Source organism: Bradyrhizobium oropedii, assembly GCF_020889685.1.
GTDB lineage: Bacteria > Pseudomonadota > Alphaproteobacteria > Rhizobiales > Xanthobacteraceae > Bradyrhizobium > Bradyrhizobium oropedii.
The window spans coordinates 42,202-68,186 of sequence record NZ_JACMYO010000002.1 but is presented as its reverse complement, the minus strand read 5'-3'; the positions used below and the strand labels follow the sequence as shown (position 1 = coordinate 68,186).

23 protein-coding genes and 1 riboswitch are annotated in these 25,985 nt (G+C 62.8%); of the genes, 11 read left to right on the top strand and 12 right to left on the bottom strand.

All coding sequences use genetic code 11. The annotated features are described in order from the left end of the window. Window positions 1-32: 32 nt before the first annotated feature. Together H8A95_RS01405 and H8A95_RS01400 are read left to right on the top strand one after the other, a co-directional pair. Window positions 33-1,247: an NADP-dependent isocitrate dehydrogenase gene (locus H8A95_RS01405; RefSeq protein WP_229181460.1), complete on the top strand. Its 1,215-nt coding sequence runs from the start codon at window positions 33-35 to the stop codon at window positions 1,245-1,247. Between the two features lie 31 nt (window positions 1,248-1,278). Continuing rightward, a complete protein-coding gene (locus H8A95_RS01400; RefSeq protein WP_229181459.1) occupies window positions 1,279-1,788 on the top strand; it encodes a DUF3455 domain-containing protein in 510 nt (169 codons plus the stop codon). Between the two features lie 51 nt (window positions 1,789-1,839). Here H8A95_RS01400 and H8A95_RS01395 read toward each other — a convergent pair whose 3' ends face one another. Further along, window positions 1,840-3,090, bottom strand: coding sequence for a cyclic nucleotide-gated ion channel (locus tag H8A95_RS01395; protein ID WP_229181525.1), 1,251 nt, complete (start codon window positions 3,088-3,090; stop codon window positions 1,840-1,842). An 11-nt stretch (window positions 3,091-3,101) separates the two neighbouring features. Next, complete coding sequence (alaS, locus tag H8A95_RS01390) at window positions 3,102-5,777, bottom strand: alanine--tRNA ligase (RefSeq protein WP_229181458.1); 2,676 nt, start codon at window positions 5,775-5,777, stop codon at window positions 3,102-3,104. Between the two features lie 201 nt (window positions 5,778-5,978). Beyond that, window positions 5,979-6,071: riboswitch (glycine riboswitch) on the top strand. A gap of 142 nt (window positions 6,072-6,213) precedes the next feature. Here alaS and gcvT point away from each other — a divergent pair. From gcvT to H8A95_RS01370, 4 genes are all read left to right on the top strand, one after another. Next, entirely contained in the window at window positions 6,214-7,359 is a 1,146-nt protein-coding gene (gcvT, locus tag H8A95_RS01385; protein WP_229181457.1) for a glycine cleavage system aminomethyltransferase GcvT, read from the top strand. Window positions 7,360-7,378: 19 nt separating this feature from the next. Further along, window positions 7,379-7,744: a glycine cleavage system protein GcvH gene (gene gcvH, locus H8A95_RS01380; RefSeq protein ID WP_074124812.1), complete on the top strand. Its 366-nt coding sequence runs from the start codon at window positions 7,379-7,381 to the stop codon at window positions 7,742-7,744. A gap of 22 nt (window positions 7,745-7,766) precedes the next feature. Beyond that, window positions 7,767-10,640, top strand: a complete 2,874-nt coding sequence (gene gcvP, locus H8A95_RS01375; protein WP_229181456.1) for an aminomethyl-transferring glycine dehydrogenase — start codon at window positions 7,767-7,769, stop codon at window positions 10,638-10,640. A gap of 200 nt (window positions 10,641-10,840) precedes the next feature. After that, window positions 10,841-11,272, top strand: coding sequence for an acyl-CoA thioesterase (locus H8A95_RS01370; protein WP_229181455.1), 432 nt, complete (start codon window positions 10,841-10,843; stop codon window positions 11,270-11,272). A 9-nt stretch (window positions 11,273-11,281) separates the two neighbouring features. Here the strand turns inward: H8A95_RS01370 and H8A95_RS01365 are convergent, their stop codons facing one another. The 3 genes from H8A95_RS01365 to recA all read right to left on the bottom strand — a co-directional run bounded on the left by H8A95_RS01365 (window position 11,282) and on the right by recA (window position 14,638). After that, window positions 11,282-12,280, bottom strand: coding sequence for a hypothetical protein (locus H8A95_RS01365; protein WP_229181454.1), 999 nt, complete (start codon window positions 12,278-12,280; stop codon window positions 11,282-11,284). A gap of 83 nt (window positions 12,281-12,363) precedes the next feature. Further along, window positions 12,364-13,347, bottom strand: a complete 984-nt coding sequence (locus tag H8A95_RS01360) for a hypothetical protein (protein WP_229181453.1) — start codon at window positions 13,345-13,347, stop codon at window positions 12,364-12,366. Between the two features lie 202 nt (window positions 13,348-13,549). After that, a complete protein-coding gene (gene recA, locus H8A95_RS01355; protein WP_229181452.1) occupies window positions 13,550-14,638 on the bottom strand; it encodes a recombinase RecA in 1,089 nt (362 codons plus the stop codon). A gap of 1,531 nt (window positions 14,639-16,169) precedes the next feature. Here recA and H8A95_RS01350 point away from each other — a divergent pair. Beyond that, complete coding sequence (locus H8A95_RS01350) at window positions 16,170-16,376, top strand: hypothetical protein (protein ID WP_229181451.1); 207 nt, start codon at window positions 16,170-16,172, stop codon at window positions 16,374-16,376. Between the two features lie 126 nt (window positions 16,377-16,502). On the opposite strand, the gene H8A95_RS01345 is transcribed toward H8A95_RS01350, so the two are convergent. Both H8A95_RS01345 and H8A95_RS01340 read right to left on the bottom strand, forming a co-directional pair. Next, window positions 16,503-16,733 (bottom strand): hypothetical protein, encoded by a 231-nt coding sequence (locus tag H8A95_RS01345; RefSeq protein ID WP_076858713.1) that lies wholly within the window; start codon window positions 16,731-16,733, stop codon window positions 16,503-16,505. Between the two features lie 88 nt (window positions 16,734-16,821). Then, the gene (locus H8A95_RS01340; protein ID WP_229181450.1) at window positions 16,822-17,124 is read right to left on the bottom strand and encodes a hypothetical protein; all 303 of its coding nucleotides are present in this window, start codon (window positions 17,122-17,124) and stop codon (window positions 16,822-16,824) included. A 118-nt stretch (window positions 17,125-17,242) separates the two neighbouring features. On the opposite strand from H8A95_RS01340, the gene H8A95_RS01335 reads away from it, so the two are divergent. From H8A95_RS01335 to H8A95_RS01325, 3 genes are read left to right on the top strand one after another with little or no spacing between them, the layout of a single operon-like run. Next, window positions 17,243-17,575 (top strand): hypothetical protein, encoded by a 333-nt coding sequence (locus H8A95_RS01335; protein ID WP_229181449.1) that lies wholly within the window; start codon window positions 17,243-17,245, stop codon window positions 17,573-17,575. Next, window positions 17,535-19,010, top strand: coding sequence for an amidase (locus tag H8A95_RS01330; protein WP_229181448.1), 1,476 nt, complete (start codon window positions 17,535-17,537; stop codon window positions 19,008-19,010). Before H8A95_RS01335 ends, H8A95_RS01330 begins: the two co-directional genes overlap by 41 nt. 47 nt (window positions 19,011-19,057) lie before the next feature. Then, complete coding sequence (locus tag H8A95_RS01325; protein WP_229181447.1) at window positions 19,058-19,519, top strand: PaaI family thioesterase; 462 nt, start codon at window positions 19,058-19,060, stop codon at window positions 19,517-19,519. 406 nt (window positions 19,520-19,925) lie between these two features. Here the strand turns inward: H8A95_RS01325 and H8A95_RS01320 are convergent, their stop codons facing one another. The 3 genes from H8A95_RS01320 to H8A95_RS01310 form a co-directional block, all read right to left on the bottom strand. After that, the gene (locus tag H8A95_RS01320) at window positions 19,926-20,219 is read right to left on the bottom strand and encodes an HdeA/HdeB family chaperone (RefSeq protein WP_229181446.1); all 294 of its coding nucleotides are present in this window, start codon (window positions 20,217-20,219) and stop codon (window positions 19,926-19,928) included. A gap of 341 nt (window positions 20,220-20,560) precedes the next feature. After that, window positions 20,561-20,992, bottom strand: a complete 432-nt coding sequence (locus H8A95_RS01315) for a hypothetical protein (protein ID WP_229181445.1) — start codon at window positions 20,990-20,992, stop codon at window positions 20,561-20,563. Window positions 20,993-21,194: 202 nt separating this feature from the next. Then, entirely contained in the window at window positions 21,195-21,671 is a 477-nt protein-coding gene (locus H8A95_RS01310; RefSeq protein WP_229181444.1) for a lipocalin-like domain-containing protein, read from the bottom strand. Window positions 21,672-22,031: 360 nt separating this feature from the next. On the opposite strand from H8A95_RS01310, the gene H8A95_RS01305 reads away from it, so the two are divergent. Continuing rightward, window positions 22,032-22,466 carry a nuclear transport factor 2 family protein gene (locus H8A95_RS01305; protein WP_229181443.1) on the top strand — a complete coding sequence of 145 codons (435 nt, stop codon included), beginning with the start codon at window positions 22,032-22,034 and terminating at the stop codon, window positions 22,464-22,466. 193 nt (window positions 22,467-22,659) lie between these two features. Here the strand turns inward: H8A95_RS01305 and urtA are convergent, their stop codons facing one another. Beyond that, complete coding sequence (gene urtA, locus H8A95_RS01300; RefSeq protein ID WP_229181442.1) at window positions 22,660-23,961, bottom strand: urea ABC transporter substrate-binding protein; 1,302 nt, start codon at window positions 23,959-23,961, stop codon at window positions 22,660-22,662. Further along, window positions 23,958-25,853 (bottom strand): adenylate/guanylate cyclase domain-containing protein, encoded by a 1,896-nt coding sequence (locus H8A95_RS01295; RefSeq protein ID WP_229181441.1) that lies wholly within the window; start codon window positions 25,851-25,853, stop codon window positions 23,958-23,960. Before H8A95_RS01295 ends, urtA begins: the two co-directional genes overlap by 4 nt. Window positions 25,854-25,985 lie beyond the last annotated feature (132 nt).

Sequence of the window (25,985 nt, the reverse complement as noted above, 5' to 3'; positions counted from 1 at the left end):
AAGCGCGCCGTTCCCAAGAGGGCCTCCCCGTCATGGCAAAAATCAAGGTATCCAACCCCGTCGTCGAGCTCGATGGCGACGAGATGACCCGGATCATCTGGCAGCACATCAAGGACAAGCTGATCAACCCGTTCCTGGATGTCGAGCTGCTCTATTTCGATCTGGGCATGGAATACCGCGATGAAACCAACGACCAGGTGACCATCGACGCCGCCGAAGCCATCAAGAAGGTCGGCGTCGGCGTCAAATGCGCCACCATCACCCCCGACGAGGCCCGGGTGAAGGAATTCGGCCTCAAGCAGATGTGGAAGTCGCCGAACGGCACCATCCGCAACATCCTCGGCGGCGTGATCTTCCGCGAGCCGATCATCTGCAAGAACGTGCCGCGCCTGGTTCCCGGCTGGACCAAGCCGATCATCATCGGCCGCCACGCCTATGGCGACCAGTACCGCGCCACCGACATCAAGTTCCCCGGCAAGGGCACGCTGTCGCTGAAGTTCGTCGGCGAGGACGGCACCGTGATCGAGCGCGAAGTGTTCAAGGCGCCCGGCGCCGGCGTCGCGATGGAGATGTACAATCTCGACGACTCCATCATCGATTTCGCCCGCGCCTCGCTCAACTACGGCCTGCTGCGCAACTACCCGGTCTATCTCTCGACCAAGAACACCATCCTCAAGGTCTATGACGGCCGCTTCAAGGACATCTTCCAGGACATCTACGACCGCGAGTTCAAGAAGGAATTCGAGGCCAAGGGCCTGACCTACGAGCACCGCCTGATCGACGACATGGTGGCCTCGGCGCTGAAGTGGTCCGGCGGCTATGTCTGGGCCTGCAAGAACTACGACGGCGACGTGCAGTCCGACACCGTGGCCCAGGGCTACGGCTCGCTCGGCCTGATGACCTCGGTGTTGCTCACCCCGGACGGCAAGACCGTTGAAGCCGAAGCCGCCCACGGCACCGTGACCCGTCACTACCGCGAGCACCAGAAGGGCAAGGAGACCTCGACCAACTCGATCGCGTCGATCTTCGCCTGGACCCGTGGCCTCGCCCATCGCGCCAAGCTCGACAACAATCAGGAGCTGGCGAAGTTCGCCACCACACTGGAGAAGGTCTGCGTCGCGACCGTCGAGGACGGCTACATGACCAAGGACCTCGCGCTCCTGGTCGGCGCCGATCAGCGCTGGCTCTCGACCACCGGCTTCCTCGACAAGGTTGCCGAGAATCTCGGCAAGGCGATGGCGGCCTGAGGCCGCCGAACGGCAATAGCGAGCGTTCATCATGGCCCTTGTCAGAGCCGTAGCGCTCGCATCCTTCCTGCTCACCGGATCGGCGGCCCTCGCCGCCGATCCCATGCCTCCCTTGCCCGACGCCGTCGCGGCGCCCGGCGAGATCCCGGTCCTGTCAGTCCATGCCGAGGGCGTGCAGGTCTATGAGTGCAAGCCGGTCACCGACGGCAAGCTCGCCTGGTCGTTCCGTGAACCGGTCGCCACCCTGATCGCCGACGGCCGCACGGTCGGCCGCCACTATGCCGGTCCGAACTGGGAGCATGTCGACGGCAGCGCCGTGACTGCCCGTACCGCCGGCACCGCGCCCGGCGCGACCCCTGCGGATATTCCCTGGCTGAAGCTCGAGGTGATCTCCCACCGCGGCAACGGCCTGCTGTCGAGCGTCGCCACCGTGCAGCGGATCAATACCTCAGGCGGCGAGCTCAATGGCGCTTGCGACAAGGTCGGCGCGCTAAAGGGCGCGGCGTATTCGGCGGACTACGTGTTCGTGCGCCGCGACTAGACCAAAGCGTTTTCGAGCGAAGTGGGTTCGCGTGAAGAAAACGCGTCAAAACTAATCGCGGATGCCGCCGTCGGTCTCGTGCGGCGCCTGGGCGATTTCGGCGACAGCCAGGTCGCCACCGGCCGTGAGCGGGTCGGCGAGCCGCGCCTCGGCGGTCTCCCTGACATGCGCGGCGAGCGCCGGCATGCGCTCGACCAGAGCATGGAAGTCCTGCGCGTCGAGCAGCAGCAGCTTGGTCTTGCGCATTGCCGTCACCGTGCCGGAGCGGCTGGTCCGCCGGAGCAGTGCGATCTCGCCGAAGAATGCGCCGTCCGACAACCGCACCCGCTGGTTCGGCAGGTCGATCTCGACCTCGCCGGCGGTGATGAAATACATCGACGATGCCGCATCGCCGCGCCGCACCAGCACCTCGCCGGCCTCGATGGTCTGCGAGCGCAACAACCGCATGATGTCGGCGATATCGGCGGCGTTGAGATGCGAGAACAGCGGCACCCGCGCCAGCATGCCCCAGGTCACGACGAAGTCGCGGCGCCGGACCTCGTCGGCGAATGCGGTCGAGATGATCGCGACCGGCAGCGCGATCATCGCAAAGCCGACTACGATCGCGACCACCGTGACGATCCGCCCGAGCGGCGTCACCGGAACGACGTCGCCGTAACCGACGGTGCCCAGCGTCACGATCGCCCACCACATCGCCTGCGGCATGGTGCCGAACTTGTCCGGCTGCACCTTGTGCTCGATGGCATAGAGCAGCGAGGCGAACAGCAGCACCGCGCCGGTCAGGATCACCACGCAGCCGAACAGCGTCCGCCGCTCGGCATGCAGCGCCGCCAGCAGCGAGCGCATCGCGGTCGAATAGCGCACCAGCTTGAGGAACGGCAGCATGCCGAACAGCACCAGCGCGGTCTTGTCACCGATCGCAAGCGCAATCGCCGACGGCAGGAAGGCGAGCAGGTCGATCACGCCGAGCGCCGAGAAGGCGTATTCCAGCCGCGCCTGCAGCGGCGTCATGTCGCGCAGGGAGTGGCCGACCACGCTCCAGAGCCGCGCGGCATATTCCAGTGCGAAAGCGGCCACCGCCGCGATCTCGATCGCCGTCAGCAGCCAGCCGAACTGCGCGTCGATCTCGGGCACGGAGGCCAGGATCGCCGCCAGCACGTCAACGGCGATGATAGCGATGATGATCCGGGCAAACCGCGAGCCGCCCGACTGCGGCAGGTCATCGCGTTCGAGCAGCTCGTAGAGACGCCCCCGCAGCCCGGGATCGCTGATCGTGGGCTTGAACGGAGCCGTCGCCACGATCAGCCTCTCCGTCAGGCGCCGGCCATCGCTTGTTCGATCGCCGACAGCGCTGCGTCGGCCTTGGCGCCGTCGGGTCCACCGGCCTGCGCCATGTCGGGCCGGCCGCCGCCGCCCTTGCCGCCAAGCACCTCGGAGCCCTTGCGGACGAGCTCGACCGCGTTGAAGCGCGAGGTCAGGTCGGCAGTGACGCCGACCACGATGCCGGCCTTGCCGTCCTCGGTGACGCCGACGATCGCGACCACGCCCGAGCCGATCTGCTTCTTGCCGTCGTCGACCAGGCTCTTAAGGTCCTTGGTCTCGACGCCCTCGACCGCGCGGGCGAGCAGCTTGACGTTGCCGACCTCGCGAACGCCGGAGGCGGCGCCGTTCGACGACGCTCCGCCGCCGCCCATCGCGAGCTTCTTCCTGGCATCCGACAGGTCGCGCTCGAGCTTCTTGCGCTCTTCCATCAGGGCTGTGATGCGCGCCGGGACGTCCTCGATCGTGGTGCGCAGCTCGGCCGCAGCGGTCTTCGCCAGTGCCATCGTATCATTGGCATGCTTGCGCGCGTGACGTCCGGTCAGCGCCTCGATGCGACGGACGCCGGAAGCCACAGCGCTTTCGCTGGTCACCGAAATCAGGCCGATGTCACCGGTGCGACGAACATGGGTGCCGCCGCAGAGCTCGACCGACCAGCCGAGCGCGTTCTGGCCGTGCTCGCGGGCGCTCTTGCCCATCGAGACGACGCGGACCTCGTCGCCGTATTTCTCGCCGAACAGCGCGCGCGCGCCGGCCTCGCGGGCATCGTCGACGCCCATCACCCGGGTCGTCACTTCGTCATTCTCGAGCACAACATCATTGGCGATGTCCTCGACCCGGGCGAGCTCTTCCGGCGTGATCGGCTTCGGATGCACGAAATCGAAGCGCAGGCGATCGGGCGCGACCAGCGAGCCGCGTTGCGCGATATGATCGCCGAGCACCTGGCGCAGCGCCTCATGCAACAGATGCGTCGCCGAGTGGTTGGCGCGGATCGACGAACGCCTGGCGTGGTCGACTTCGAGCTGCAAGGCGGTGCCGACATTCAGCGTACCCTGCTCCACCGTGCCGACATGCACGAACAGATCGCCCGCCTTCTTCTGCATGTCGGTGACGCGGAATTTGACGCCCTCGCCGGTGAGGATGCCGATGTCGCCGACCTGGCCACCGGACTCCGCATAGAAGGGAGTCTGGTTCAGCACGATCGCGCCGCTCTCGCCGGCCTTGAGGCCCTCGACCTCGGCGCCATCCTTGAGCAATGCCGTGACCACGCCTTCCGCGCTCTCGGTCTCATAGCCGAGGAATTCGGTTGCACCGAGCTTCTCGCGCAGCGGAAACCAGATGGTCTCGGTCGCCGCCTCGCCCGATCCGGCCCAGGAGGCGCGCGCCTTCTCGCGCTGACGGTTCATCGCGTCGGTGAACGAGGCCTGGTCGACGCTGATGCCGCGCGACTTCAGCGCGTCCTGCGTCAGATCCAGCGGGAAACCATAGGTGTCGTACAGCGTGAATGCGGTATCGCCGTCGAACATGTCGCCCTTCTTGAGGCCGGCGCTCTTCTCGTCGAGAATCGATAGTCCCCGCACCAGCGTCTTGCGGAAGCGGGTCTCTTCCAGCTGCAGCGTCTCCTCGATCAGCTTCTCCGCACGCACCAGGTCCGGATAGGCCTGGCCCATCTCGCGGACCAGCGCCCAGACCAGGCGATGCATCAGCGGCTCGCTCGCGCCCAAGAGCTGCGCATGGCGCATCGCGCGGCGCATGATCCGGCGCAGCACATAGCCGCGGCCCTCGTTCGACGGCAGCACGCCGTCGGCGATCAGGAACGCCGACGAGCGCAGGTGGTCGGCGATCACCCGGTACGACGCGACGTTCTGCGCGTTCGGCCCGTGGCCGAGCGCTGATGCGGCCGCATCGATCAGATGACGGAACAGATCGGTCTCGAACACGCTCTCGACGCCTTGCAGGATGCAGGCCATGCGCTCCAGCCCCATGCCGGTGTCGATCGAGGGACGCGGCAGCGCCACGCGCTCCTCCTTCGTCACCTGCTCGTACTGCATGAACACCAGGTTCCAGAACTCGAGGAAGCGGTCGCCGTCCTCCTCGGGGCTACCAGGAGGTCCGCCCCAGATGTGCTCGCCGCGATCGATGAAGATCTCGGAGCACGGACCGCACGGGCCGGTGTCGCCCATCGCCCAGAAGTTGTCCGAGGTCGGGATGCGGATGATGCGGTCATCCGAGAAGCCCGCGATCTTCTTCCAGTAGCCCGCCGCCTCGTCGTCGGTGTGATAGACGGTGACGAGCAGCTTGTCCTTCTTCAGCCCGAAATCCTTGGTGATCAGATTCCAGGCGAGCTCGATCGCGCGCTCCTTGAAGTAGTCGCCGAACGAGAAGTTGCCGAGCATCTCGAAGAAGGTGAGATGGCGCGCGGTGTAGCCGACATTGTCGAGGTCGTTATGCTTGCCGCCGGCGCGGACGCACTTCTGCGACGTCGTGGCGCGCTGATAGCTGCGCTTCTCGACGCCGGTGAAGACGTTCTTGAACTGCACCATGCCGGCATTGGTGAACATCAGGGTCGGGTCGTTGCGCGGGACCAGCGGCGACGAGGCCACGATCTCGTGGCCGTTCTCCTTGAAGAAGTTCAGAAATGTCGACCTGATGTCGTTGACGCTGCTCATGTTCATCCAATCGGAAAAAGGGGCCGGCCAGCCGCAAAAAGGCGTCATTTTCCGGCCGAACGCTTTTAGACATTGCCAGCTGCGGTGTCCAGAAACTGTGCAGGCGGATCATGGGCTTGCCGCAACAGCACAAAGCCCGTTGATAGTCGCCCCTGCTGCGTTGACAGCCTTGGCGGGGCCGTGTTTTGGTCCTACCTGTAAGTAGTCACGTCGGGAGAGACTGGCCCTGTCCTGGGCCGGCGCCGAAGGAGCAACCGCCCCGGAAACTCTCAGGCAAAAGGACCGCGTGACGTCTGACATCTGGAAAGAGGCGCTGGGGTTCTCCCCGATTGCGTCCGCCGACGGGATAATACTCTCAGGCACAGCGACAGATGGGGCTTTCTGCAGGTTTCTCAAGGGGAAATAGGTCCCCGGCGGGAACCGCGAGGGCCCTGTGATGCGTGCGCACGAAAACTCCCCTCTGAAACAGACCCCGCTGCACGCGCTGCATCTGGCGCGCGGCGCCAAGATGGTGCCGTTCGCCGGCTACGACATGCCGGTGCAGTACACGGCCGGCGTGCTGAAAGAGCATCTGCACACCCGCAAGGACGCCGGCCTGTTCGACGTGTCCCACATGGGCCAGCTCGTATTGAAGGCCAAATCCGGCAAGGTCGCTGATGCCGCGCTCGCGCTGGAGAAGCTGGTGCCGCAGGACATCGTCGGCATCGCGCCGGGACGGCAGCGCTACGCGCAATTCAGCAACAATGACGGCGGCCTGCTCGACGACCTGATGGTGGCGAATTTCGGCGATCACCTTTTCCTGGTGGTCAACGCTGCCTGCAAGGAAGAGGACGAGGCGCATCTGCGCGCGCATCTCTCCGATGCCTGCGAAATCGTGTCGCTGGCCGACCGCGCGCTGATCGCGCTGCAGGGACCGAAGGCCGAATCGGCGCTGGCCAAACTTTGTGCAGATGTCAGTTCGATGAAATTTATGGACGCCGGCCCGCGCCGTGTCGCCGACATCGACTGCTTCGTCTCGCGCTCCGGCTATACCGGCGAGGACGGCTTTGAGATTTCCGTGCCCGCGGACAAGGCGGAAGTCCTGGTCACGGCGCTGCTGGACAATCCCGACGTGCTGCCGATCGGGCTCGGCGCGCGCGACAGCCTGCGGCTCGAAGCCGGGCTTTGTCTTTATGGACATGACATCGATACGACCACCACACCGGTCGAAGGCGCGCTGGAATGGTCGGTGCAGAAAGTCCGCCGCAGCGGCGGCGCCCGCGCCGGCGGCTTTCCGGGCGCCGACAAGATCCTCGCGCAATTCACTGATGGCGCCGCCCGCCGCCGCGTCGGCCTGAAGCCCGACGGCCGTGCGCCGGTGCGCGAAGGCGCCTCGCTGTTTGCTGACGCCACCTCGGCCGAGCCAATCGGCAAGGTGACCTCGGGCGGCTTCGGCCCGAGCCTCAATGCGCCGGTTGCGATGGGCTATCTGCCGACTGCGCTCTCCGCGGTCGGTACCACCGTTTTCGCCGAAGTGCGCGGTCAGCGGCTGCCTCTGAAAGTCGCCGCCACGCCCTTCGTTCCCAACACCTACAAACGCTAAACGCTGAAGGATCGACCCCATGACGACGCTGTACACGTCCGACCACGAATGGCTCCGCATCGAGGGCGACGTCGCCACGATCGGGATCACCGACTACGCGCAATCGCAGCTCGGCGACGTCGTGTTCGTCGAACTGCCCAAGGTCGGCCGCAGCCTGAAGAAGGCCGAGGCCGCTGCCGTCGTCGAATCCGTCAAGGCCGCTTCCGACGTCTACGCGCCGATCACCGGCGAGGTGATCGAGGTCAACGAGGCGCTTGCGGCCGAGCCGGCGCTGGTGAATTCGGATGCCGGCGGCAAGGCCTGGTTCTTCAAGCTGAAGATATCAGACAAGGGCGAGCTCGGCGGCCTGATGGATGAAGCCGCCTACGCCGCGCACACCGCCTAAAGGATCACCCGAGGATCAGCCCATGAACGCGCCCTTCAAGCCGATCAACGAAGCCGCCACCGATTTCGTCCGCCGCCACATCGGACCGTCGCCGCGCGACGTCAACGCGATGCTGGAGACGGTCGGCGCCGCGAGCCTGCAGGCGCTCATGAATGAGACGCTGCCGGCGTCGATCCGCCAGAAGGCGCCGCTCGATCTCGGCCGCGCGCTGAGCGAGACCGAGGCGCTCGCGCATATGAGCGAGCTTGCCGCGCAGAATCAGGTGTTCACCTCGCTGATCGGCCAAGGCTATTCCGGCACCATCCTGCCCGCGGTGATCCAGCGCAACATCCTGGAAAATCCGGCCTGGTACACCGCCTATACGCCGTACCAGCCCGAGATCAGCCAGGGCCGGCTGGAGGCCCTGTTCAACTACCAGACCATGATCTGCGACCTCACCGGGCTCGACGTCGCCAACGCCTCACTGCTCGACGAGGCGACCGCGGCCGCCGAAGCGATGGCGCTCGCCGAGCGCCACTCGCAGGTCAAGGCGAAAGTGTTCTTCGTCGACAAGGAGGTGCATCCGCAGACGCTGGCGGTGATGCGCACGCGCGCCGCGCCGTTGGGCTGGGCGCTGGTGGTCGGCGATCCCCTGACCGAGCTCGACAACGCCGACGTGCTCGGCGCATTGCTGCAATATCCGGGAACATCGGGCGCGGTGCGCGACCTCCGGCCAGCGATCGCATCGCTGCGCGCCAAGGGCGCGCTTGCGATCGTCGCCGCTGACCTGCTGTCACTGGCTTTGCTGACCTCGCCCGGCGAGCTCGGCGCCGACATCGCAATCGGATCGGCACAGCGGTTCGGCGTGCCGATGGGCTATGGCGGACCGCACGCCGCCTACATGGCGGTACGCGACACGCTGAAGCGCTCGCTGCCCGGCCGCATCGTCGGCCTCTCGGTGGATTCGCGTGGGGCACCGGCCTATCGCCTCGCGCTGCAGACCCGCGAGCAGCATATCCGCCGCGAGAAGGCGACCTCCAACATCTGCACCGCGCAGGTGCTGCTCGCCGTGATCGCCTCGATGTATGCGGTGTATCACGGCCCCGAAGGCCTGACCCATATCGCACGCGGCGTGCATCGCCGCGCCACCGTGCTCGCCGCCGGCCTGCGCAAGCTCGGCTTTGCGCCGACCAGCGAGGCGTTCTTCGACACCGTGACGGTCGAGGCCGGAGCAAAACAGATCGAGATCGTCTCCCGCGCGCTGGCGGAGCGGATCAATCTGCGCGTCGGCGCGACCACGCTCGGCATCGCGCTCGACGAGACCACGACGCCGGAGACCGTCGAGGCGGTGTGGCGCGTGTTCGGCGGCAAGCTCAGCTTTGCCGAGATCGAGGCGGCCGCGCGCGAGGCGCTGCCGAAGGAACTGCGGCGCACCAGCGCATTCCTCACCCATCCGGTGTTCAACACGCATCGCTCGGAGACTGAGCTCTTGCGCTACATGCGCAAGCTCAGTGATCGCGACCTCGCGCTCGACCGCGCGATGATCCCGCTCGGCTCCTGCACGATGAAGCTGAACGCCACCACCGAGATGATCCCGCTGACCTGGCCGGCGTTCGGCAATCTGCATCCGTTCGCGCCCGCCGATCAGGCCAAGGGCTATCACGCGCTGTTCAAGCGGCTGGAGCAGTGGCTGTGCGACATCACCGGCTACGACGCGGTGTCGCTGCAGCCGAACTCCGGCGCGCAGGGCGAATATGCCGGGCTGCTGGCGATCCGGGGCTATCACCTGGCGCGCGGCGAGCCGCACCGCAAGGTGTGCCTGATCCCCTCCTCCGCGCACGGCACCAATCCGGCCTCGGCCGCGATGGTCGGCATGGATGTCGTGGTGGTCGCCTGCGACGCGCGCGGCGACGTCGACGTCAATGATCTCCGCGCCAAGGCGGAGAAGCATTCGGCCAACCTCGCTGCTGTCATGATCACCTATCCGTCGACCCACGGCGTGTTCGAGGAGCATATCAGCGAGATCTGCGACATCGTGCATGCGCATGGCGGACAGGTCTATCTCGACGGCGCCAACATGAATGCGCAGGTCGGGCTCTCCCGGCCCGGCGATTACGGCGCCGATGTCAGCCATCTCAACCTGCACAAGACCTTCTGCATTCCGCATGGCGGCGGCGGCCCCGGCATGGGCCCGATCGGCGTGAAGGCGCATCTTGCGCCCTATCTGCCAGGCCATCCCGCGACCGACGGCGCGACAGCACACGCCATCGGCCCAGTATCGGCCGCGCCCTTCGGCTCGGCGTCGATCCTGACCATCTCCTACATCTACATCCTGATGATGGGCGGTGAAGGGCTGACGCGCGCCACTGAGATTGCGATCCTCAATGCCAATTACATCGCAGCAAGGCTGCAGCCGCACTTCCCGGTGCTGTATCGCAACGAGCGCGGACGCGTCGCGCATGAGTGCATCATCGACCCGCGTGCGCTGAAGACGACCAGCGGCGTCACCGTGGACGACATCGCCAAGCGGCTGATCGACTACGGCTTCCACGCGCCGACCATGAGCTTCCCGGTGGCGGGCACGCTGATGATCGAACCGACGGAATCGGAATCGAAGTTCGAGATCGACCGGTTCTGCGACGCCATGATCGCGATCCGGGGCGAGATCGCGGAGGTCGAGAAAGGCCGCTGGAAGATCGAAGCCTCGCCGCTGCGCCACGCCCCGCACACCGTCCACGACATCGCCGACGATGCCTGGAACAGGGCCTATACCCGCGCCGAGGGCTGCTTCCCCGCGGGCGTGTCACGGTCCGACAAATACTGGAGCCCGGTCGGCCGCGTCGACAACGTCTACGGCGATCGCAATCTGGTGTGCTCGTGCCCACCGATCGAGGATTACGCGCAGGCGGCGGAGTAGCGGCCGCAAACTCCCCGACGCATGCACCGTCCGGGATGCCCAAATCTGGGGTGAGCCCCGTGGCTCACCCCGTCAGCCGCGACGAAAAGAATTCGTCGTCTCCGCCGATCCGCCGAAACCGCGGCTCGCACGCCGCGATCGCAAAAAGTGGATCGCGGAACGAACGAGAACAAACAGCGCCGCCCGCGGCAGGAGGAAACATGCGCGAGGAATTCTGGTTTCATTTCCCGTTCCGCGTCCGCTACTCCGAAGTCGACGCGCAGGCCGTTGTGTTCAACGCTCACTATTTGACTTACTTCGATACGGCGATCACCGAGTATTTCCGCGCGCTCGGCTACGACTATCTCGGCGAGGTGGCGCGGACCGGCGTCGACTTTCACACGGTGAAATCGGTCGTCGAATACAAGGCGCCGATCCGGTTCGACGAGGACATCGAGGTTTGCGTGCGTGTCGCGCGGATCGGCCGTTCCTCTATCAACCTCGCGCTTGCGATCTTCGCCAAGGGCTCCGACGGTTTGCGCGCGACCGGCGAGATCATCTGGGTCGCCACCGACCAGAAGACGCATCAGTCGGTCGCGGTGACGGAAGACTTGCGTGCGCTGATCGCGAGCCGGGAAAAGGCGCTGGCGTAGTGATACGCCTTACGGAGCGACCAAGCTGCGACTCTCGACGTCCCAGCGCCATAGCCGGTCATTGGTCAGCTCCGTGCCGCCCCACCAGCGATGGACCGGATTGTACTGGCTGAAGTCGGCGGCGCCATCGACGATCGCCTGGCCGAGGCCGGTCAGCGCAAGCCGGCTTCGCTTGTAGCGTTGGTGGCGGTCAGGGTCTTCATGCATGTCGAGATCGAATGGCCCCTCATCGAGGCCTCCGATGGCCGGTACCGGGCAACGAGCCAGTCCATCCAGCAAGGCTCCGATCTCCCAATAGCCGAACGTCTGCCGCTCGTTGGGTTTCTCTTGTCCCGGGAACAAGTCGTACGGATGGTCATGCCCAGCCGACAGCAACTCCAGCATCCGCATTTCCGACGCGCCAAGCCCGGAGCCAAGCGATGGAAGCTCTTCCAGCAGCGCGACGACTGAATTCCGTAATCGCGGAAGCGCACCTAGACCCTGATCCAGCAAATTGAACCAGAGCTCCGGGGTCAATGCGCGCCAGGCTGTCCATGCAGCGCTGGCGGCTTCGAGATGATCACCACGGATGGGAGCGAGGCGCGGCTGCCAGGCGGTCAACCCGGTCGGTTGCTGCGCGCCGATGATGTGATCCGTCTGGAGTATCGCAAGCCTGGATGTAACGCCTACATGCGGACGCAGGTAGTCCAGCAGCCAGGCCAATTGCAGTTGCGAGTTCGGATCGGGATCGACCCACAGATCGACGGCGTCGAAACGTTCACAAAATTCGATTAGTCCAAGGCCCCGGCCGCGTGCATCCTCAACCAATCCTCCGGTGAGATTATCCAGCCAGTGAGGCTCGGCACCATGCGAAGCCGCGCGCGGCGCGTACAAGGCGTCGAGCTCGCTTGATGTCGGCAATCGTCCGCAGACGAACTGCTGCTCGATGCCAACAACGCAATCGGCAAGCCGCGCAGCCTTCAAGCCTCCTGCCCCGCTATCCGTGAATGTGAGAATAAGTCGGCTCATGACGGTTCATCTCGGGTCGCGTCTATTCAAGTCTCAGACTCTCGCTGGACGACAATTTTGCGCGCCCTGCGCGTCGATCCAACCTATGGAACGATCAGCGTGCGGCTCTCAGCGTCCCAGCGCCACAGCCGCTCGTTGGTCAGTTCCGTGCCACCCCACCAGCGGTGGATCGGGTTGTACTGGCTGAAGTCAAGTTCGCCATCCAGCACCTCCTGGCCAAAATCGGTGACCGACAGCCGACTGAACATTCGTTCTTGATGCGCCTTCCAATCATCCGCCCCAGCGCGCGCTGTAGGCAAACCAGCAAGGACCGGCGATCGACAATAGGCGAGACCATCCAGCATCAGGTCTGCTTCCTGAAAATCGAACACGCCGCGTTCTCTGTTCAACTCACTCGAAAGGACCCCCGGCTTGGTCTCGCCTTCGGCGACGAGCTCCAGCATCCGCAGCTCGGTCGCGCCGAGGCCGCTTTCCCGCCCGGGAAGCTCTTCGAGCAGCGCGATGAGCGCCGCACGGAGCTGCGGTATGGCGGACAGATCGTGCATGAGAAGGTCGAAGCAAGGCTCGGGAGTCCGTGCGCGATAGGCGTTCCAGGCGCGAGCGGCCAATTCCAACCGGTCATCGGTCACCGCAAGTGCAGGCAACCGCCATTTCGCCGAGTTCTTGCCTGGGTACCTGGCGATCTCGACATCGGTCTGGACCAGACTGAGCTTCGAGACGATGTGCCGGTGCGGCCGGAGCACATCGAGCAACCAGAACAGGACCAACTGATCATTCGGCTGCGGATCAGCCCATACCTCGATGCCGTCGCAACGCTCGCACAGCTCGACGAGACCGACGTCATTGCCGATCGAGCCCAGCCATCTTGCACTCGCGAAGTCGAGCCAGTGGGTGTCGAAATCGGCATGGCTTGCGGAGCGTGCGGCCAGCAAGCGCGTAAGCTCAGCTGATGAGGGCATTGGCCCCCAAACGAAGCGCGGCCTCAACCCGACGACGATATCCGCCCTGCCCGCCTGCCTCAGGCGATAGCTCGCGAGATCGCTGGTCGCAAGGATCAGACTTGTCACGATACTCTCCGGCTACGCGCAACGGCGTCAGCACCGCAAGATGAGGACCAACAACCTTACGAACGCCGCACAAAACCAAACGGGCGCCAAAGACGTCGGCAACTCAACGTCCTCAGCGCCCGCTTGCAGCGAAATGATGTGATCGTTTGAGCATGATCTTTTCGGAAAACCGCTTCGCACTTTTCCGGATCATGCTTGAGACTTACTCCTCCGTGGGCTCCTCACCCTCGGCGTCGCGCTCGGGCGCGCCGGCGAGGATCTGCTCGGAGATCAGGCCGGAGTTCTGGCGGATCGCGGCTTCGATCTTCGCGGTGATGTCGGGGTTCGCCTTCAGGAACGCCTTGGAATTCTCGCGTCCCTGGCCGAGCCGCTGGCTGTCATAGGAGAACCAGGCGCCGGACTTCTCGACGATGCCGGCCTTGACGCCGAGGTCGAGGATCTCGCCCATCTTGGAGACGCCTTCGCCGTACATGATGTCGAACTCGACCTGCTTGAAGGGCGGCGCCAGCTTGTTCTTCACCACCTTGACGCGGGTGGTGTTGCCGACGACCTCGTCGCGCTCCTTGATCGCGCCGATGCGGCGGATGTCGAGACGGACGGAGGCATAGAACTTCAGCGCGTTACCGCCGGTGGTGGTCTCCGGCGAGCCATACATCACGCCGATCTTCATGCGGATCTGGTTGATGAAGATCACCATGGTATGGGACTTGTTGATCGAAGCGGTGAGCTTGCGCAGCGCCTGGCTCATCAGGCGCGCCTGCAGACCGGGCAGCGCATCGCCCATCTCACCTTCGAGTTCGGCCTTCGGCACCAGCGCCGCAACCGAGTCGACCACCAGCACGTCGACCGCGCCGGAGCGCACCAGCGTGTCGCAGATCTCCAGCGCCTGCTCGCCGGTGTCCGGCTGCGAGATCAGGAGCTCGTCGATGTTGACGCCGAGCTTGCGCGCATAGACCGGATCGAGCGCGTGTTCGGCATCGATGAAGGCGCAGATACCACCCTTCTTCTGGCCTTCCGCCACGGTGTGCAGCGCCAGTGTGGTCTTGCCCGAGGATTCCGGCCCGTAGATCTCGACGACGCGTCCTTTCGGCAGGCCGCCGACGCCGAGCGCGATATCGAGCCCGAGCGATCCCGACGACACCGTCTCGACATCCATCGAGCGGTCGTTCTTGCCGAGCTTCATCACCGAGCCCTTGCCGAACTGGCGCTCGATCTGGGAGAGCGCGGCTGAGAGGGCCTTGGACTTGTCCATGGAGGATCCTTCGACGATACGCAGTGCAGTAGCGGACATTTGGGATGTGCTCCTTATGGCGGGGATTCGCTAGCGGGACAAACGGGCGATGAGAGATCAGGCGGTGATCAGGTGGAATGCGTTGTTGATAGGAACCTCGTACCACGTTTGTTCTATGTTCGCAATATGTTCTTTCGAGAAGGTAGGTACTGGCTTGTTTCCATCCTCAGTGGCCTGCTTTGAAATTTCGAGTGGCCTGTTTTGGTTTTAACGAAGCAGCAACCAAGGGTTAGCCGGTGTTCTCGGTAGGACTACTGAGTCGCCCATCGGATGTTCTGCCCATAGCAATAGTGATGGTGCGCCAACTGTCCTCCATCCACAGAGGAGAAGTGTTACCGGGGTTCTCCGTGGGTGAACGGAGTTCCTGATTTCGCAGTGCCCGTAGGATTACGGGTGGCGAATGATTGGCACTAACTGCACTTTGAACGGGAAAAGTTACGGGCGTACACTAGGGGCGCTTCCTCGATCAGAGGACATCGTGCCATGGCTGAAAACATTTTCCGCGCAGGCATCGTCGTATTGGGGCTTTGCCCCATCGCCATCGCAGCACTTGCTGTGTTTGGAATGAATTGAGGGACCCGCCCCTCCCACTCGCAAGGGGCTGGTAGATGGTCCCAGCATCCCAAAGCCATCACAGGCCCCCCAAGGTTGCTGGGGCCGCTTAAACAGAGGCCGCCTCAGTTGGCGGCCTCTTCCTCGTCGTCATCTTCCAGCTCGTAAAACTACGGAAGGGATCAGTGGCCTGTTTTGTTCTGGCGAGTGGCCTATTTCGGCAAGTACCAGCAGGTATAAACTTGTTCACGATAGAGGCCGCGTAAGCGGCGACGCCGGAAGCCGAATTCCAACCCGCGTGTAATCAAATTAAGCTAGTCGTAACCGTGCCTTAGTGCGTTCTCAGTAGGACTACCGAGTTCGCTCGCACGATGTTCTCCGCGAACGGATTGGCAATGAAGCCCCTTGGGTTCGTCGGCCATTATAGGGTGATCAAAACCTGCGGGAGGCATAAGCGGTATCCCGATCATGCCGACGAGCATCGCCACCCTGCGCCCCGAGTTGCGCTCCGAATCGAGCAAGCCACCGGACACCGCGCTCAAACATCTGCTTCCGGCGATCGCCGGCCCCGGACCGTAGTTCTCCGGGCAAGAACAAAGTTCCGGAAGCACGAGGTGCAACCGCCATCGGAAACTGCTCGGACAATCAAAAGGTTATCCGCAGGATTGGCGACGTCCCGATAGCGGCTGGCACAATCTGCATACTACCTTGGTACCCCTCCTGACGCCTAAGAAAACTCCGTAGCGTTCAAGGGAAGACTCGGATTCCAGCAGTGTTCATAGCTTTGGCCCGGCCCAATCCATACGAATTGCGCCTCGCGTGACGAGCGGTGCCGCTGGCCAATGGATCCCGTCCGGGAGTCCCCCAACGACGCCCGAACGGGCGCAGCCTTTACTCTAGCGCTTTGCGAGTGTTGTCTATTGTTGCAACCTTTAGTTTAATTGTCGACGACCGCCATTCATTCGCGGAACCATTCCAGATGATTCACAAGGGCGTCGAATTCAGCGTCACGCAGCTCGTGGCCGGCGTCTGGAAATGGCGTTTCCAGATCGGCGATCGGGTCTTCACAGGCAAGACCGAGGCGAAGCTCGATCTCCTGGCGATCCGCCGCGTGCAGCTGCGGATCGACCGTGAGTTGAACAATCTCGGGCGGGGACAGACCCGTGACCGCGGCGATGGGGAATGAGGCGCAGTGCGTCCGGCTCGCTCCGCCGGGATGACAGCCCGGTCTCCGGATTGAATCAGCGCCGACGCTCGGGACCCCTGTCATGAAGAGCTCCACGCGCGCCGGCATCCGCTGCGGGAAAACGCTTCAGTCGGCGCTGGCCAGCCGCCGCATCGTGAACTCGATGTCGCCGCCGGGAAGCTCGCGCCAGCTCTCGACGGCGCTCATATAAGCGGCCTTCGGGTAGCGCTCGAGAAAGTCACGCGCCCGCAAGCGGGCTTGATCTCGTGGCAGGCTGAAGGTCTCGCGCAGATAGCCGTCATCCGGCTTCCGCCGCTCGGCCATCCGGCTGGCGAGATCGCGCGGACGAAACACCATTGCCGCAACTCCGGACCAACTGACGACGCCCTCAATATAGGGGCGGCGCCGGGAGAATCCGAGTCTGCAGGAGCCGGGCGAACGGCCCTTACTGGCTGCGCTGCGTCGAGCTGCCGGGTTGCGTGGAGCTGCCGGTCCTGGTCTTCGGCTTGGCCGGATGGGCTGCCGCCTTCGGCGGGTCGCTGCGAACCACGCCCCAGGGATCGGACGATCCCTTGGCATCGGGAATCTTGCTGAGCGAGTCCTTGTAGGCCCTCTGATTGACCGCGTCCTGATCCTTCTCCTCCTGGGTCTTGGTCTTGACGTCAGGCATCAGGTTGATGTTCGGCATTTGCGCATAGGCCGGCGCCGACAGCAGCACCGCGACCGCGATTGCGCACAAAACTCTCATGAGAACGCTCCTTGCATTTTCGTCCGCGGTATATCACCGCAAGAAAGCCGCCGCCAAGCGTGTCTGGCCAAGCGCATCCGGCCAAGCGTGCCGGTCCCTGCCCTAGAGGTGGTCTGACTTGCAGGATTTCGGCGACTGGACCCAGTCGTCCCAGATCGGACCGCATCGCGTGCAACCACTGAGCACCAGCCCGATCGCAATCACGCCGCCCAGCAACATCAACCTGCGGAACATGTACGCGCCCCCACATGACGAACGGGCGATTGGGCGCCAAAACTGGGGCATTTTCAAGCCGGGCACGGCCCTTGCAACGTCGCGCCGGCGCGCCGGAGCGCAGCGTCCGCGCGACGATTTGACCGGGCGGCGGCGCAAATTACAGTGCGCAACAAAGCAGAAAAGGAATCGATCAAATGACTTTGGCGATGAGCTGGGACGAGTGGACGCAGCATGACGGAACGGCGCTCGCCGAGCGCGTCCGGAGCGGCGAGCTGACGCCGCGGGAGCTTGCGTCCCAGGCCGCCGCCGCGGTCGCCAAGGTCGATCCCGCGCTCTCCGGCGTGGTCGAGCTGTTCGACGACGTGATCGCCGATCCCGCGCGCGACGGCGCCGATCTCAACGGCCCGTTCGCCGGCCTGCCCTTCCTGATGAAGGATCTCGGCCCGACGCTGAAGGGCCGGTTGCAGGAAATGGGCTCGCTGATGATGCGCGGCAATCGCGCCGCGGACGACACCTTCCTGACCACGAAGCTGCGCAAGGCCGGTCTCAATTTGATCGGCCGCACCACCACGCCGGAGTTCGGGGTGTGCAGCTCGGCCGAGAACCCCGCGGTCTATGTCACGCGCAATCCCTGGAACACCGATTACACCACCTGCGGCTCGTCGGCCGGCAGCGCGGCGATGGTCGCCGCCGGCGCGGTGCCGATCGCGCATGCGACCGACGGCGGCGGCTCGATCCGGATTCCCGCCGGCGTCAACGGCAATATCGGACTGAAAGTGTCACGCGGCGTGTTCTCGCTCGCGCCGCATCTGTCGGATCTCTCCGGGCTGGTCTCGATCCAGGGCTGCCAGTCGCGCACGGTGCGCGACACCGCCGCCTTCGTCGACACTTGCCGCGGCCCCGCGCCCGGCGAATTCATGCCGTTCTGGACTCCGGCTGAGCCATATACCGCGATGGTCGCGCGCGACCCCGGCCGGCTCAGAATCGCGCTGTCGCACAGCTGGGGCGACTATCGCGCGACGCCGCATATCACAGCCGAGCTCGAGCGGGTCGGACGCTTCCTTGAAGGCCTCGGCCATCAGGTCGATTACGCATTGCCGGCGATCGACTACGCGGACGCCTTCGCGGCACAGACCACCTGCTACATCAGCAATTTCGCCGTCGTGATCGGCAACATGCTCGCAGCACGCGGACTGGAGCGACCGCCGGCGGATCTGATCGAACCGATCAATATCCGCATCTGGGAGCATGGCCGCGACACCAGCTTCGCCGATCGCGCGCGCATGCAGGCTGTCTTCAACACGACGTCTCGCGGCTTCGGCTCCTTCTTCGAGGATTGGGACATCATCCTAACGCCGATCACGGCGCTGCCGACGCCGAAGGTCGGCACCACGGAATATCTCACCATCAGCGACAATCCGTTGGTGCTGGACTGGTTCGGCAATCTCTGGCGCAACTTCGCCTTCACGCCGCTCGCCAATCTCTGCGGCATCCCGGCCATCTCGCTGCCGCTGGCGACCAATGAGCACGGCCTGCCGCTCGGCATTCAGGCGATCGGCAAACAGGCCGATGACGGGCTGTTGCTGCAACTCGCCGCCCAGATCGAACGCGCCATCGACGGCAAGTGGAATGACGGCAAGAGGCCCGGCGTGCATGTCACGGCCAAATAAGCGATAGGTAACCCAAGCAAGAACATCAGCGGAGGGAACGGAACGTCATGCAGCAGGCCGGTGAATTCGGGATCGACGATGCGAAACGCGTGCTCGGCGACGTCTTTGCGCCATGGGTGCAGGACCTCAATCTGTCGGTCGAGCAGTTCGACATCGCAGCCCCCGCCGGCGGCGATCCCGACTGGCAACCCGGCGCGATCCTGCGCATGCCGTTTTCCGAGCGGCTGTGCCGCAATGGCGGCATCGTCTGCGGCCAGGCGCTGATGGCGTTCGCCGACACCGCGATGGTGCTGGCCAATCTCGCGGCCAACAAGGGCTATCGGCCGATGACGACGGTCGACCAGACCACGCACTTCATGCGCGCGGTGACCGCCTCCGATGTGCTGGCCGACGCCCGCGTGGTCCGGCTCGGCCGCACCATGAGCTTCGGCCGCGTCACGCTATCCTCCGCCACCGACAACAAGCCGGTGGCGATGGTGTCGAGCGCGTTCGCGATGCTGCCGGGATAGGCCCCTTGCATCATAGCCGGCTTATCTCCTCATCCAGGGAGGATGTGAATGTATGGCGTAGGAGCTGCACCAAACATCAGTGTCGTCCCGGCCGAGTGCGCGGTTGCGCACGGAGCCGGGACCCATAACCACCGAAGGCCATCGTTGCGCAGGGCTGGGGCCACAGCCTTCCTCAACAATAAGACCCTGTGGTTATGGGTCCCTGCTCCCGTGCGCAATTGCGCACTAGGCAGGGACGACGTCGGAAAATGTTGTCCCGCCTTCAGACCCGTCATCCCCGCGCAAAGGCGAAGCCTTTGTCGCTGGAGGAGCGCGCTCTCGCGCGCATCTCGAAGGATGAATCGGCCCGGCTGGTGGCCGTCGATCCTTCGAGGCTCACGCTCCACGAGGAGTTTGCGTAGCAAGTTTACTTGCCAAGCACGGCCTCTGCGGCGTTGACGATGCTGATGGTCGGATTCTTTCCGCAATAGGTGCCGAACTTCCTGGCGTTCTCGGCGAACACGTCGGTGTCGATGATGGCCTCGTCGGAATCGCCCTTGTACCAGCCATCCATCCAGACCAGCACCATCTTGATGGTGTCGTCGCCGCCTTCGACGAACTGCTTGCAGGTCATGGTCGAGAGATCGAGGACGGTGGCGTTGGCCGGCGCGGACGACAATGCGACCGCGGCGGCAAGCAGGATCGAGGCAGTGATCTTCATCGAAATCTCCATGGGCAATGATCTGAAATGAACAGCTCGCTGGGAGCCCAGCGAGTCCGCTCGCGACCTCGTAAGCGAAGCGTCGCGGCGAACGCAAGCATGACATCGCGCGCGTGTGTCTGCACGTCGTTTCGGTGCACGCATTGAGAATTCGTGTTTCTGATTTGTGACGGCGCCGCGCTCAAACGTGATGAGACCAGGGCGTGTACCAAAATCCAGTGTGTGCGAGCGGATCGCGAGGTCCGTGTCGCTCTCAAAAGCCGACATCGGCGATGCTTTGGTGAATGTCCGCCAGGGCCAAAAGCTGCCATCAACTCGGCCTCGGCCCAGCGCCGTTGCGGCTATTTCTCAAAGCTGCGGACGGCCATATTGCCCTCGTCCATCCGAACGATGTGCCCGCGCTTATGGTCCTCAGCAACATAGAGGTCCCAGTGGGTCTCGAAGCCGGGCTTGCCATAACCGACTGTGGCGAGTGCGAGCGTGCCGGTGCAATCCGCATCCAACGTGTATGTCCCCTCCAGTTTTTCGCGGCCTATCTTGCCACCACGGCTCGATGATTGTTTGCCAGACAGCTTCCCGGCACCGTCGAAGACGAAAATCCCGTAGTGAACGCGCTGTATGGTCGGCTCGATGGCTTCAATAAAACCCCTTCCGACAAAGATGTAGCTGCCCTTCAGGGCGCCTACGGAGCATCGCTCCTCCGACTGAGCAGAAAGAGAAGTTGAGGCAAACAGCAAAATTGCGAGAGAGACGCTCCAATTATATTTTGGCACGACATGCCTCCGTGCTGAACGTTTGGCTGTGGCCAGCGCGATGAAACCACTGTTTCCAATACGCCGCAATCATCTGGTCCACACGCTTGCTCGGGTCCGCTCCGGGTCTTTCGCGTCGATTTGGCTGCCCGGCTTTCACTTCTGGTCTACCCTAACGGACAGCTGATGGTCGGCGGGTCTCAAAGGCGTCATGAGCAGACGCTTACCGAACGCGTTCCCACACCAATTCGGTGGTTTGAATCTTTCCTCCGACAGAAAGCGGTGGCGTCGTAAGGGTAATTCTATCGCCGTCAAATCGAACGAGACGGATCAAGTCTGTATTGACCCAGTTCTCGACGGAGGCGATTTCCACATGGTGCACGATCTTGTCACCCACAACATCATAGCTGCCGGCGTACGCGAAGAGGGTGGCGAACGCTTCGGCACGCTCTTCAACCGAGGCTGATATCCGGTCACCAGTTGTAAGCGGCTTCCGACCGCCGTGTCTTAGAATTGCCGACATCCTGCCGTCGCCGGTGTACGTGATAAAACCTGCTTGGAGCGGGCTGGTTGGCGATGCGGCGACTAGCCGCCAAGTTCCAACAATCTTCTCCAATGGCTTCAAGTCGTCATTCCCAGCTTGAGCAGCACCGATGACAATGGCGAAGGCAGACAGCAACGCGACAACCCTGCTGACCATTCGAGCCGATCCTTTCACTCAGAAGCTTGCGCATCTTATGGGTGACGCCCAGAAAATGGAATTGGCGCCGTTGGCATCGAATTCCGCTTCGGGTCATGAGCGTCGGTTGGACAGTCGGTCCGTCATTTCCGGTTCTCCCCGATGACCCGACATGCTTAGTGCCGTTGGCATTTTCGCGTTCGGGCCAATTGCGGCCCCAGTTTCCATTCCGGATCCGTGGACTCTGCAGTAGCATTCAAGCGAGCGGGCCCGGCGATGGCACCGGACGTAATGGCGTTGATTGAGCCAACGATGGAGGGAAGTATGTCAAGGAGGACTCCGACCAGAAGAATCCTTAGTGGCCTAGCGCTTGCTTCATTGATGATGCTCACTGTTTCCGGCTGGGCGAGGGCAGGAACGATAGACGAAGTGAAGGTGCTATTCAGCAAATTCGTTACCGCCCAGAATGCCCACGATCTGAAAGCAGTCGGTGAAATCCTTCTAGATTCACCGCAGTTTCTTTGGATTACGCGGGACCCGCAAAGCGGACGGCCTTCGCCGTTTTGGGGCCATGACGCAGCGCTAAAGCGTTTCGAACAATATTACCAAGGCACTTGGAAGCTTGAGCCAAAGCCCGACGAGATTAAGATCACCGAGTTGTCGCCGGGCGTCGCACAGTTGGTTGCGCCCACATTGATCAGCATTGCGCCTGCCGGACAAGCCGCTCAACCAAGCCTATTTCTGCTGAGCCATATCTACGTAAAGACAGACGCTGGTTGGAGATTGGCCAGCATCTTCCCTATTTTGGTTCCGTAGGATGCGCTGCGCGCAAGCAAATGGCCGCTGTGGGTCAATCGCGTCGTTCTGACACCGCGACCGCGACTTCCGATCTTGCCCAACGAGCAGACTGGTCGGCGCCTATCGGCATGTCGCAAACGGGCCAACTGGAGACATCGGTTGTGGGTAGCGCTCGCATACAGTCCGATCAATCGACCGGAGCAACGAACCCTCACCACTCTTTGAAGGTCGGTTCGATGCACCCTCCGCACACCCAAGGAAAAGTCCAATCGGCGGTACGCTTGGCGCTGTCGGGAATGTGCTTGCTCCAGGCGTCGGCCCTGATCGGATTGATCGATCGCCAAATGACCTCAAACTTCCCGGCGGCGTCGATCTTGCCAATCATGATCGGTTTCGAAAGGTGGTGGTTGGCGTTCATAACCTCTTCAAAGCCGCTTGGCGCCTTTACCCTTTGCCCGTACATGGCCTGACGAACCGAATCGACCTCTGTCGCGCCCGCTTGCGCCACAGCCTGCGCCCACATCCTGAAGCCGACGAAGGTGGCCTCCATCGGGTCATTGGTGGTTTCATCCTTGCCTCCGGTGAACTCCTTCCACATTTTGATGAATGCGTCATTTTCGGGTGACTTGACTGAATGGAAGTAATTCCAGGCCGCCAGGTGGCCGGCCAAAGACTTCGCGTCCATGCCCAGTAGCTCGCGCTCGCCGACAGAGAATGCCATGACCGGAATGGAATTGGCGTCCACCTTTTGCGCTGCGAGCTCCTTGTAGAAATATGTGTTGGCATCGCCATTGATGGTTGAAATGACCGCGATCTTTTTCCCCTCGGTTCCGAACTTCTTGATGCGCTCGATGATCTCACGCCAGTCGGCGTAGCCGAATGGCGTGTAGATCGTCATGATGTCTTCCTGCGAAACGCCCTCTGAGGCGAGATAGGCTTCTAATATCCGGTTGGTCGTGCGCGGATAGACATAGTCGGTGCCGAGAAGAACCCACCTGCGAACCTCGCCGCCCTCCCTGCTCATCAGGTATCGAGCGGCCGGGATCGCTTGCTGATTGGGCGCAGCTCCCGTGTAGAAGATGTTGCGGGAGCTTTCCTCACCCTCGTACTGGACGGGATAATAGAGCAGGCCGTTCATTTGCTCGAAGACCGGAAGGACGGACTTGCGTGATACCGAGGTCCAACAGCCGAACACGACTGCGACCTTTTCTTTCGTGAGCAGATCCCGGGCCTTTTCGGCGAAGAGATCCCAGTCGGAGGCGGGATCGACAACAATCGGCACGAGTTTCCGCCCGAGCAGACCACCCTTCCGGTTCTGGTCGTCAATCAGCATGAGTACCGTGTCCTTGAGCACCGACTCGCTGATGGCCATGGTGCCGGTAAGCGAATGAAGAATGCCGACCCGAATGGTGTTGTCGTCTGCGCCAGCTACAGGAGCGGCAAACAGCAGGTGCAACAGAAGCAATCCCCATCCGAACCGGCGACGGGGCGCTGTCGACGACGAGGTCTTCATCCCCCTGCCTCAATGAGTTCGAAAATGAGGGTTGCCTTGGTCATGCCTTTGGCAATGACCGAACCGATCTCCTTGAACCGGAAGCAATGCCGGGCTCGAGAGTAAACGTCCTCACTGGCGAGGATAGCGGTTCCATGTTCCTTGTTCAGGCCTTCGAGGCGGGCGGCCAGATTCACTGTGCTTCCAAGGGCCGTGTAGTTCATCCGTTCGGCCGAACCGAGGTTGCCGACCACGGCCTCGCCGACATGAATGCCGAACCGCGTGAAAAACGGCTGTAGGCCTTCGGATTCGAATTGGGCGTTAAGCTGTTCGCTGGCAATCTTGCCTGCAAGAGCTGCCCGACAAGCGCGCTCGACGTGATCGGGCTGTGAATTTGGGGCGTTCCAGAAAACCATCACCGCATCGCCGATGAACTTGTCAACCGTCCCGGCCTCGGCGAGAAAGGCCTCCGTTAACACAGTGAAATAGCGGGATGTCTGGTGCATGAGAGCATCGGGGTCCGATGATTCAGCAATGGTCGTGAAGCCGCGAACGTCGGTGAAGAGGGCGGTGATTTCTTGCCTGACGCCGCCAAGTTCACTGGAGATTGAATTGTCGACGACTCGCCTGACGAGCTCCTTGGGGACAAATCGCGAGAACGACCAGATTGCGCGCTGCGCGAGGCTCACGGTGAGGCCGAGCTCTTGAACCTCCTTGATGTATGAACCGACCGGTGAGCTGTCGGGGGCACGCAGCGTCTGGAGCTTGCCGGCTTGGACCGTTATGGTTTTCAAAGAACGTGATATCTTGCTCCCGAAAAGCCAAACAGCTGGCACAAAGGCAGCGCAAGCAGTCACCGCGATGATTAGCCCGACGCGCTGCAGCTTCTGGATATCCTTTACGAAATCATCTTGCTGCGCGATCATCAGAACGTTGAGGCTAAACTGCTCACCCAGTTTGAATTTCCTCAGCCGGAAAAGAAAATCTAGCCCTCGCTCGCGAATACTTCCATCGTACTGGCCGCCACCATTCCACGCTTTCAGGATCGACGCGGCCAGTCCGCCGCCCATTTCCTTGAGGTTGAAATGCTGCGGGTGCGAGGGATGCGTCATCGCATTTGCGACGAATTGCGCAAAATCCGGGTGGGCAACAAGCATCCCGGCCTGATCGAAAATCAGGGCTGTTCCGTGCTCCCCTGGCCGCTGCGCATAGACGAAATCGCTGAAATCGTCGAGCTTGAGATCGGCCGCGATGACGCCGCGCACTTTCCCCCGCAACGGCGCGCTCACGGTGATCACGGGTGCGCCGATGCTGAATGCAACGTAGGGCGACGATATGACGACCCGGTCGGCCTTGATCGCGTCAATATACCAGAACCGCTTACGTGGGTCGTAACCGTATTTCCACAGATCGAGCTGCTCGAGCTGGTTGCCTTGCGGGTCTTCGAAGATCCGTCGCATGGGCAAGGCGCCGGATGGGGTAGGACGGATCAAGCTGACGCTAACGGAAGCGCCCAGCGGCGCCCTTAGCTTCGCCTGTTCCTCCTCATTCAGTTGGTCCAAAGGCCGCACCTGCAACCAGGCTCCATTGTCGTAGCCGACATAGATTGAGTCCATTTTGGGCACTTCGAGGAGAGCGGTCTTGAACAGTGGAATTGCGGGGCCGACTTCCGATCTTTCCTCTGAATCGGCGACGCTTGAACTGCTCGACAGCACGTGAACAAGTGACGTGATTTTGGAGATTTCATTCTGAAGGCGCCCCAGCGTCTCTGCGCTGGCCGCATCCATGCGGGCGGACGCCGCCTCCTCGGCGGCCAGACGTAGGGTCCAGAACTGAATGAAGATCAAGAGTCCAGCCAGCGCGGCAACGAATGCCATCACAGCGAAGGTTATCGATGTTCGGAATGTGAACATCTTGCCGCGCCTTTCAGGACGTCCTGTCATACTCAAGGGAAAACAGCGAATCGCACTCCGCTTAGATCAACTCACCACAGGCTGCGCCTTGGAGTGAAAGCTTTGCTAAATGCGCGTTTCAATCACTTCGGA

Excerpts from the sequence above, each read along its gene's own strand:
- recA (WP_229181452.1), bottom strand. The coding sequence starts at position 14,638 with ATGTCCGCTACTGCACTGCGTATCGTCGAAGGATCCTCCATGGACAAG.
- H8A95_RS01305 (WP_229181443.1), top strand. The coding sequence starts at position 22,032 with ATGATGCTCACTGTTTCCGGCTGGGCGAGGGCAGGAACGATAGACGAA.
- H8A95_RS01400 (WP_229181459.1), top strand. The coding sequence starts at position 1,279 with ATGGCCCTTGTCAGAGCCGTAGCGCTCGCATCCTTCCTGCTCACCGGA.
- H8A95_RS01405 (WP_229181460.1), top strand. The coding sequence starts at position 33 with ATGGCAAAAATCAAGGTATCCAACCCCGTCGTCGAGCTCGATGGCGAC.
- gcvT (WP_229181457.1), top strand. The coding sequence starts at position 6,214 with ATGCGTGCGCACGAAAACTCCCCTCTGAAACAGACCCCGCTGCACGCG.
- H8A95_RS01330 (WP_229181448.1), top strand. The coding sequence starts at position 17,535 with ATGACTTTGGCGATGAGCTGGGACGAGTGGACGCAGCATGACGGAACG.
- H8A95_RS01370 (WP_229181455.1), top strand. The coding sequence starts at position 10,841 with ATGCGCGAGGAATTCTGGTTTCATTTCCCGTTCCGCGTCCGCTACTCC.
- H8A95_RS01365 (WP_229181454.1), bottom strand. The coding sequence starts at position 12,280 with ATGAGCCGACTTATTCTCACATTCACGGATAGCGGGGCAGGAGGCTTG.
- H8A95_RS01340 (WP_229181450.1), bottom strand. The coding sequence starts at position 17,124 with ATGAGAGTTTTGTGCGCAATCGCGGTCGCGGTGCTGCTGTCGGCGCCG.
- gcvH (WP_074124812.1), top strand. The coding sequence starts at position 7,379 with ATGACGACGCTGTACACGTCCGACCACGAATGGCTCCGCATCGAGGGC.
- H8A95_RS01345 (WP_076858713.1), bottom strand. The coding sequence starts at position 16,733 with ATGGTGTTTCGTCCGCGCGATCTCGCCAGCCGGATGGCCGAGCGGCGG.
- urtA (WP_229181442.1), bottom strand. The coding sequence starts at position 23,961 with ATGAAGACCTCGTCGTCGACAGCGCCCCGTCGCCGGTTCGGATGGGGA.
- alaS (WP_229181458.1), bottom strand. The coding sequence starts at position 5,777 with ATGAGCAGCGTCAACGACATCAGGTCGACATTTCTGAACTTCTTCAAG.
- H8A95_RS01310 (WP_229181444.1), bottom strand. The coding sequence starts at position 21,671 with ATGGTCAGCAGGGTTGTCGCGTTGCTGTCTGCCTTCGCCATTGTCATC.
- H8A95_RS01320 (WP_229181446.1), bottom strand. The coding sequence starts at position 20,219 with ATGAAGATCACTGCCTCGATCCTGCTTGCCGCCGCGGTCGCATTGTCG.
- H8A95_RS01295 (WP_229181441.1), bottom strand. The coding sequence starts at position 25,853 with ATGTTCACATTCCGAACATCGATAACCTTCGCTGTGATGGCATTCGTT.
- H8A95_RS01350 (WP_229181451.1), top strand. The coding sequence starts at position 16,170 with ATGATTCACAAGGGCGTCGAATTCAGCGTCACGCAGCTCGTGGCCGGC.
- H8A95_RS01325 (WP_229181447.1), top strand. The coding sequence starts at position 19,058 with ATGCAGCAGGCCGGTGAATTCGGGATCGACGATGCGAAACGCGTGCTC.
- gcvP (WP_229181456.1), top strand. The coding sequence starts at position 7,767 with ATGAACGCGCCCTTCAAGCCGATCAACGAAGCCGCCACCGATTTCGTC.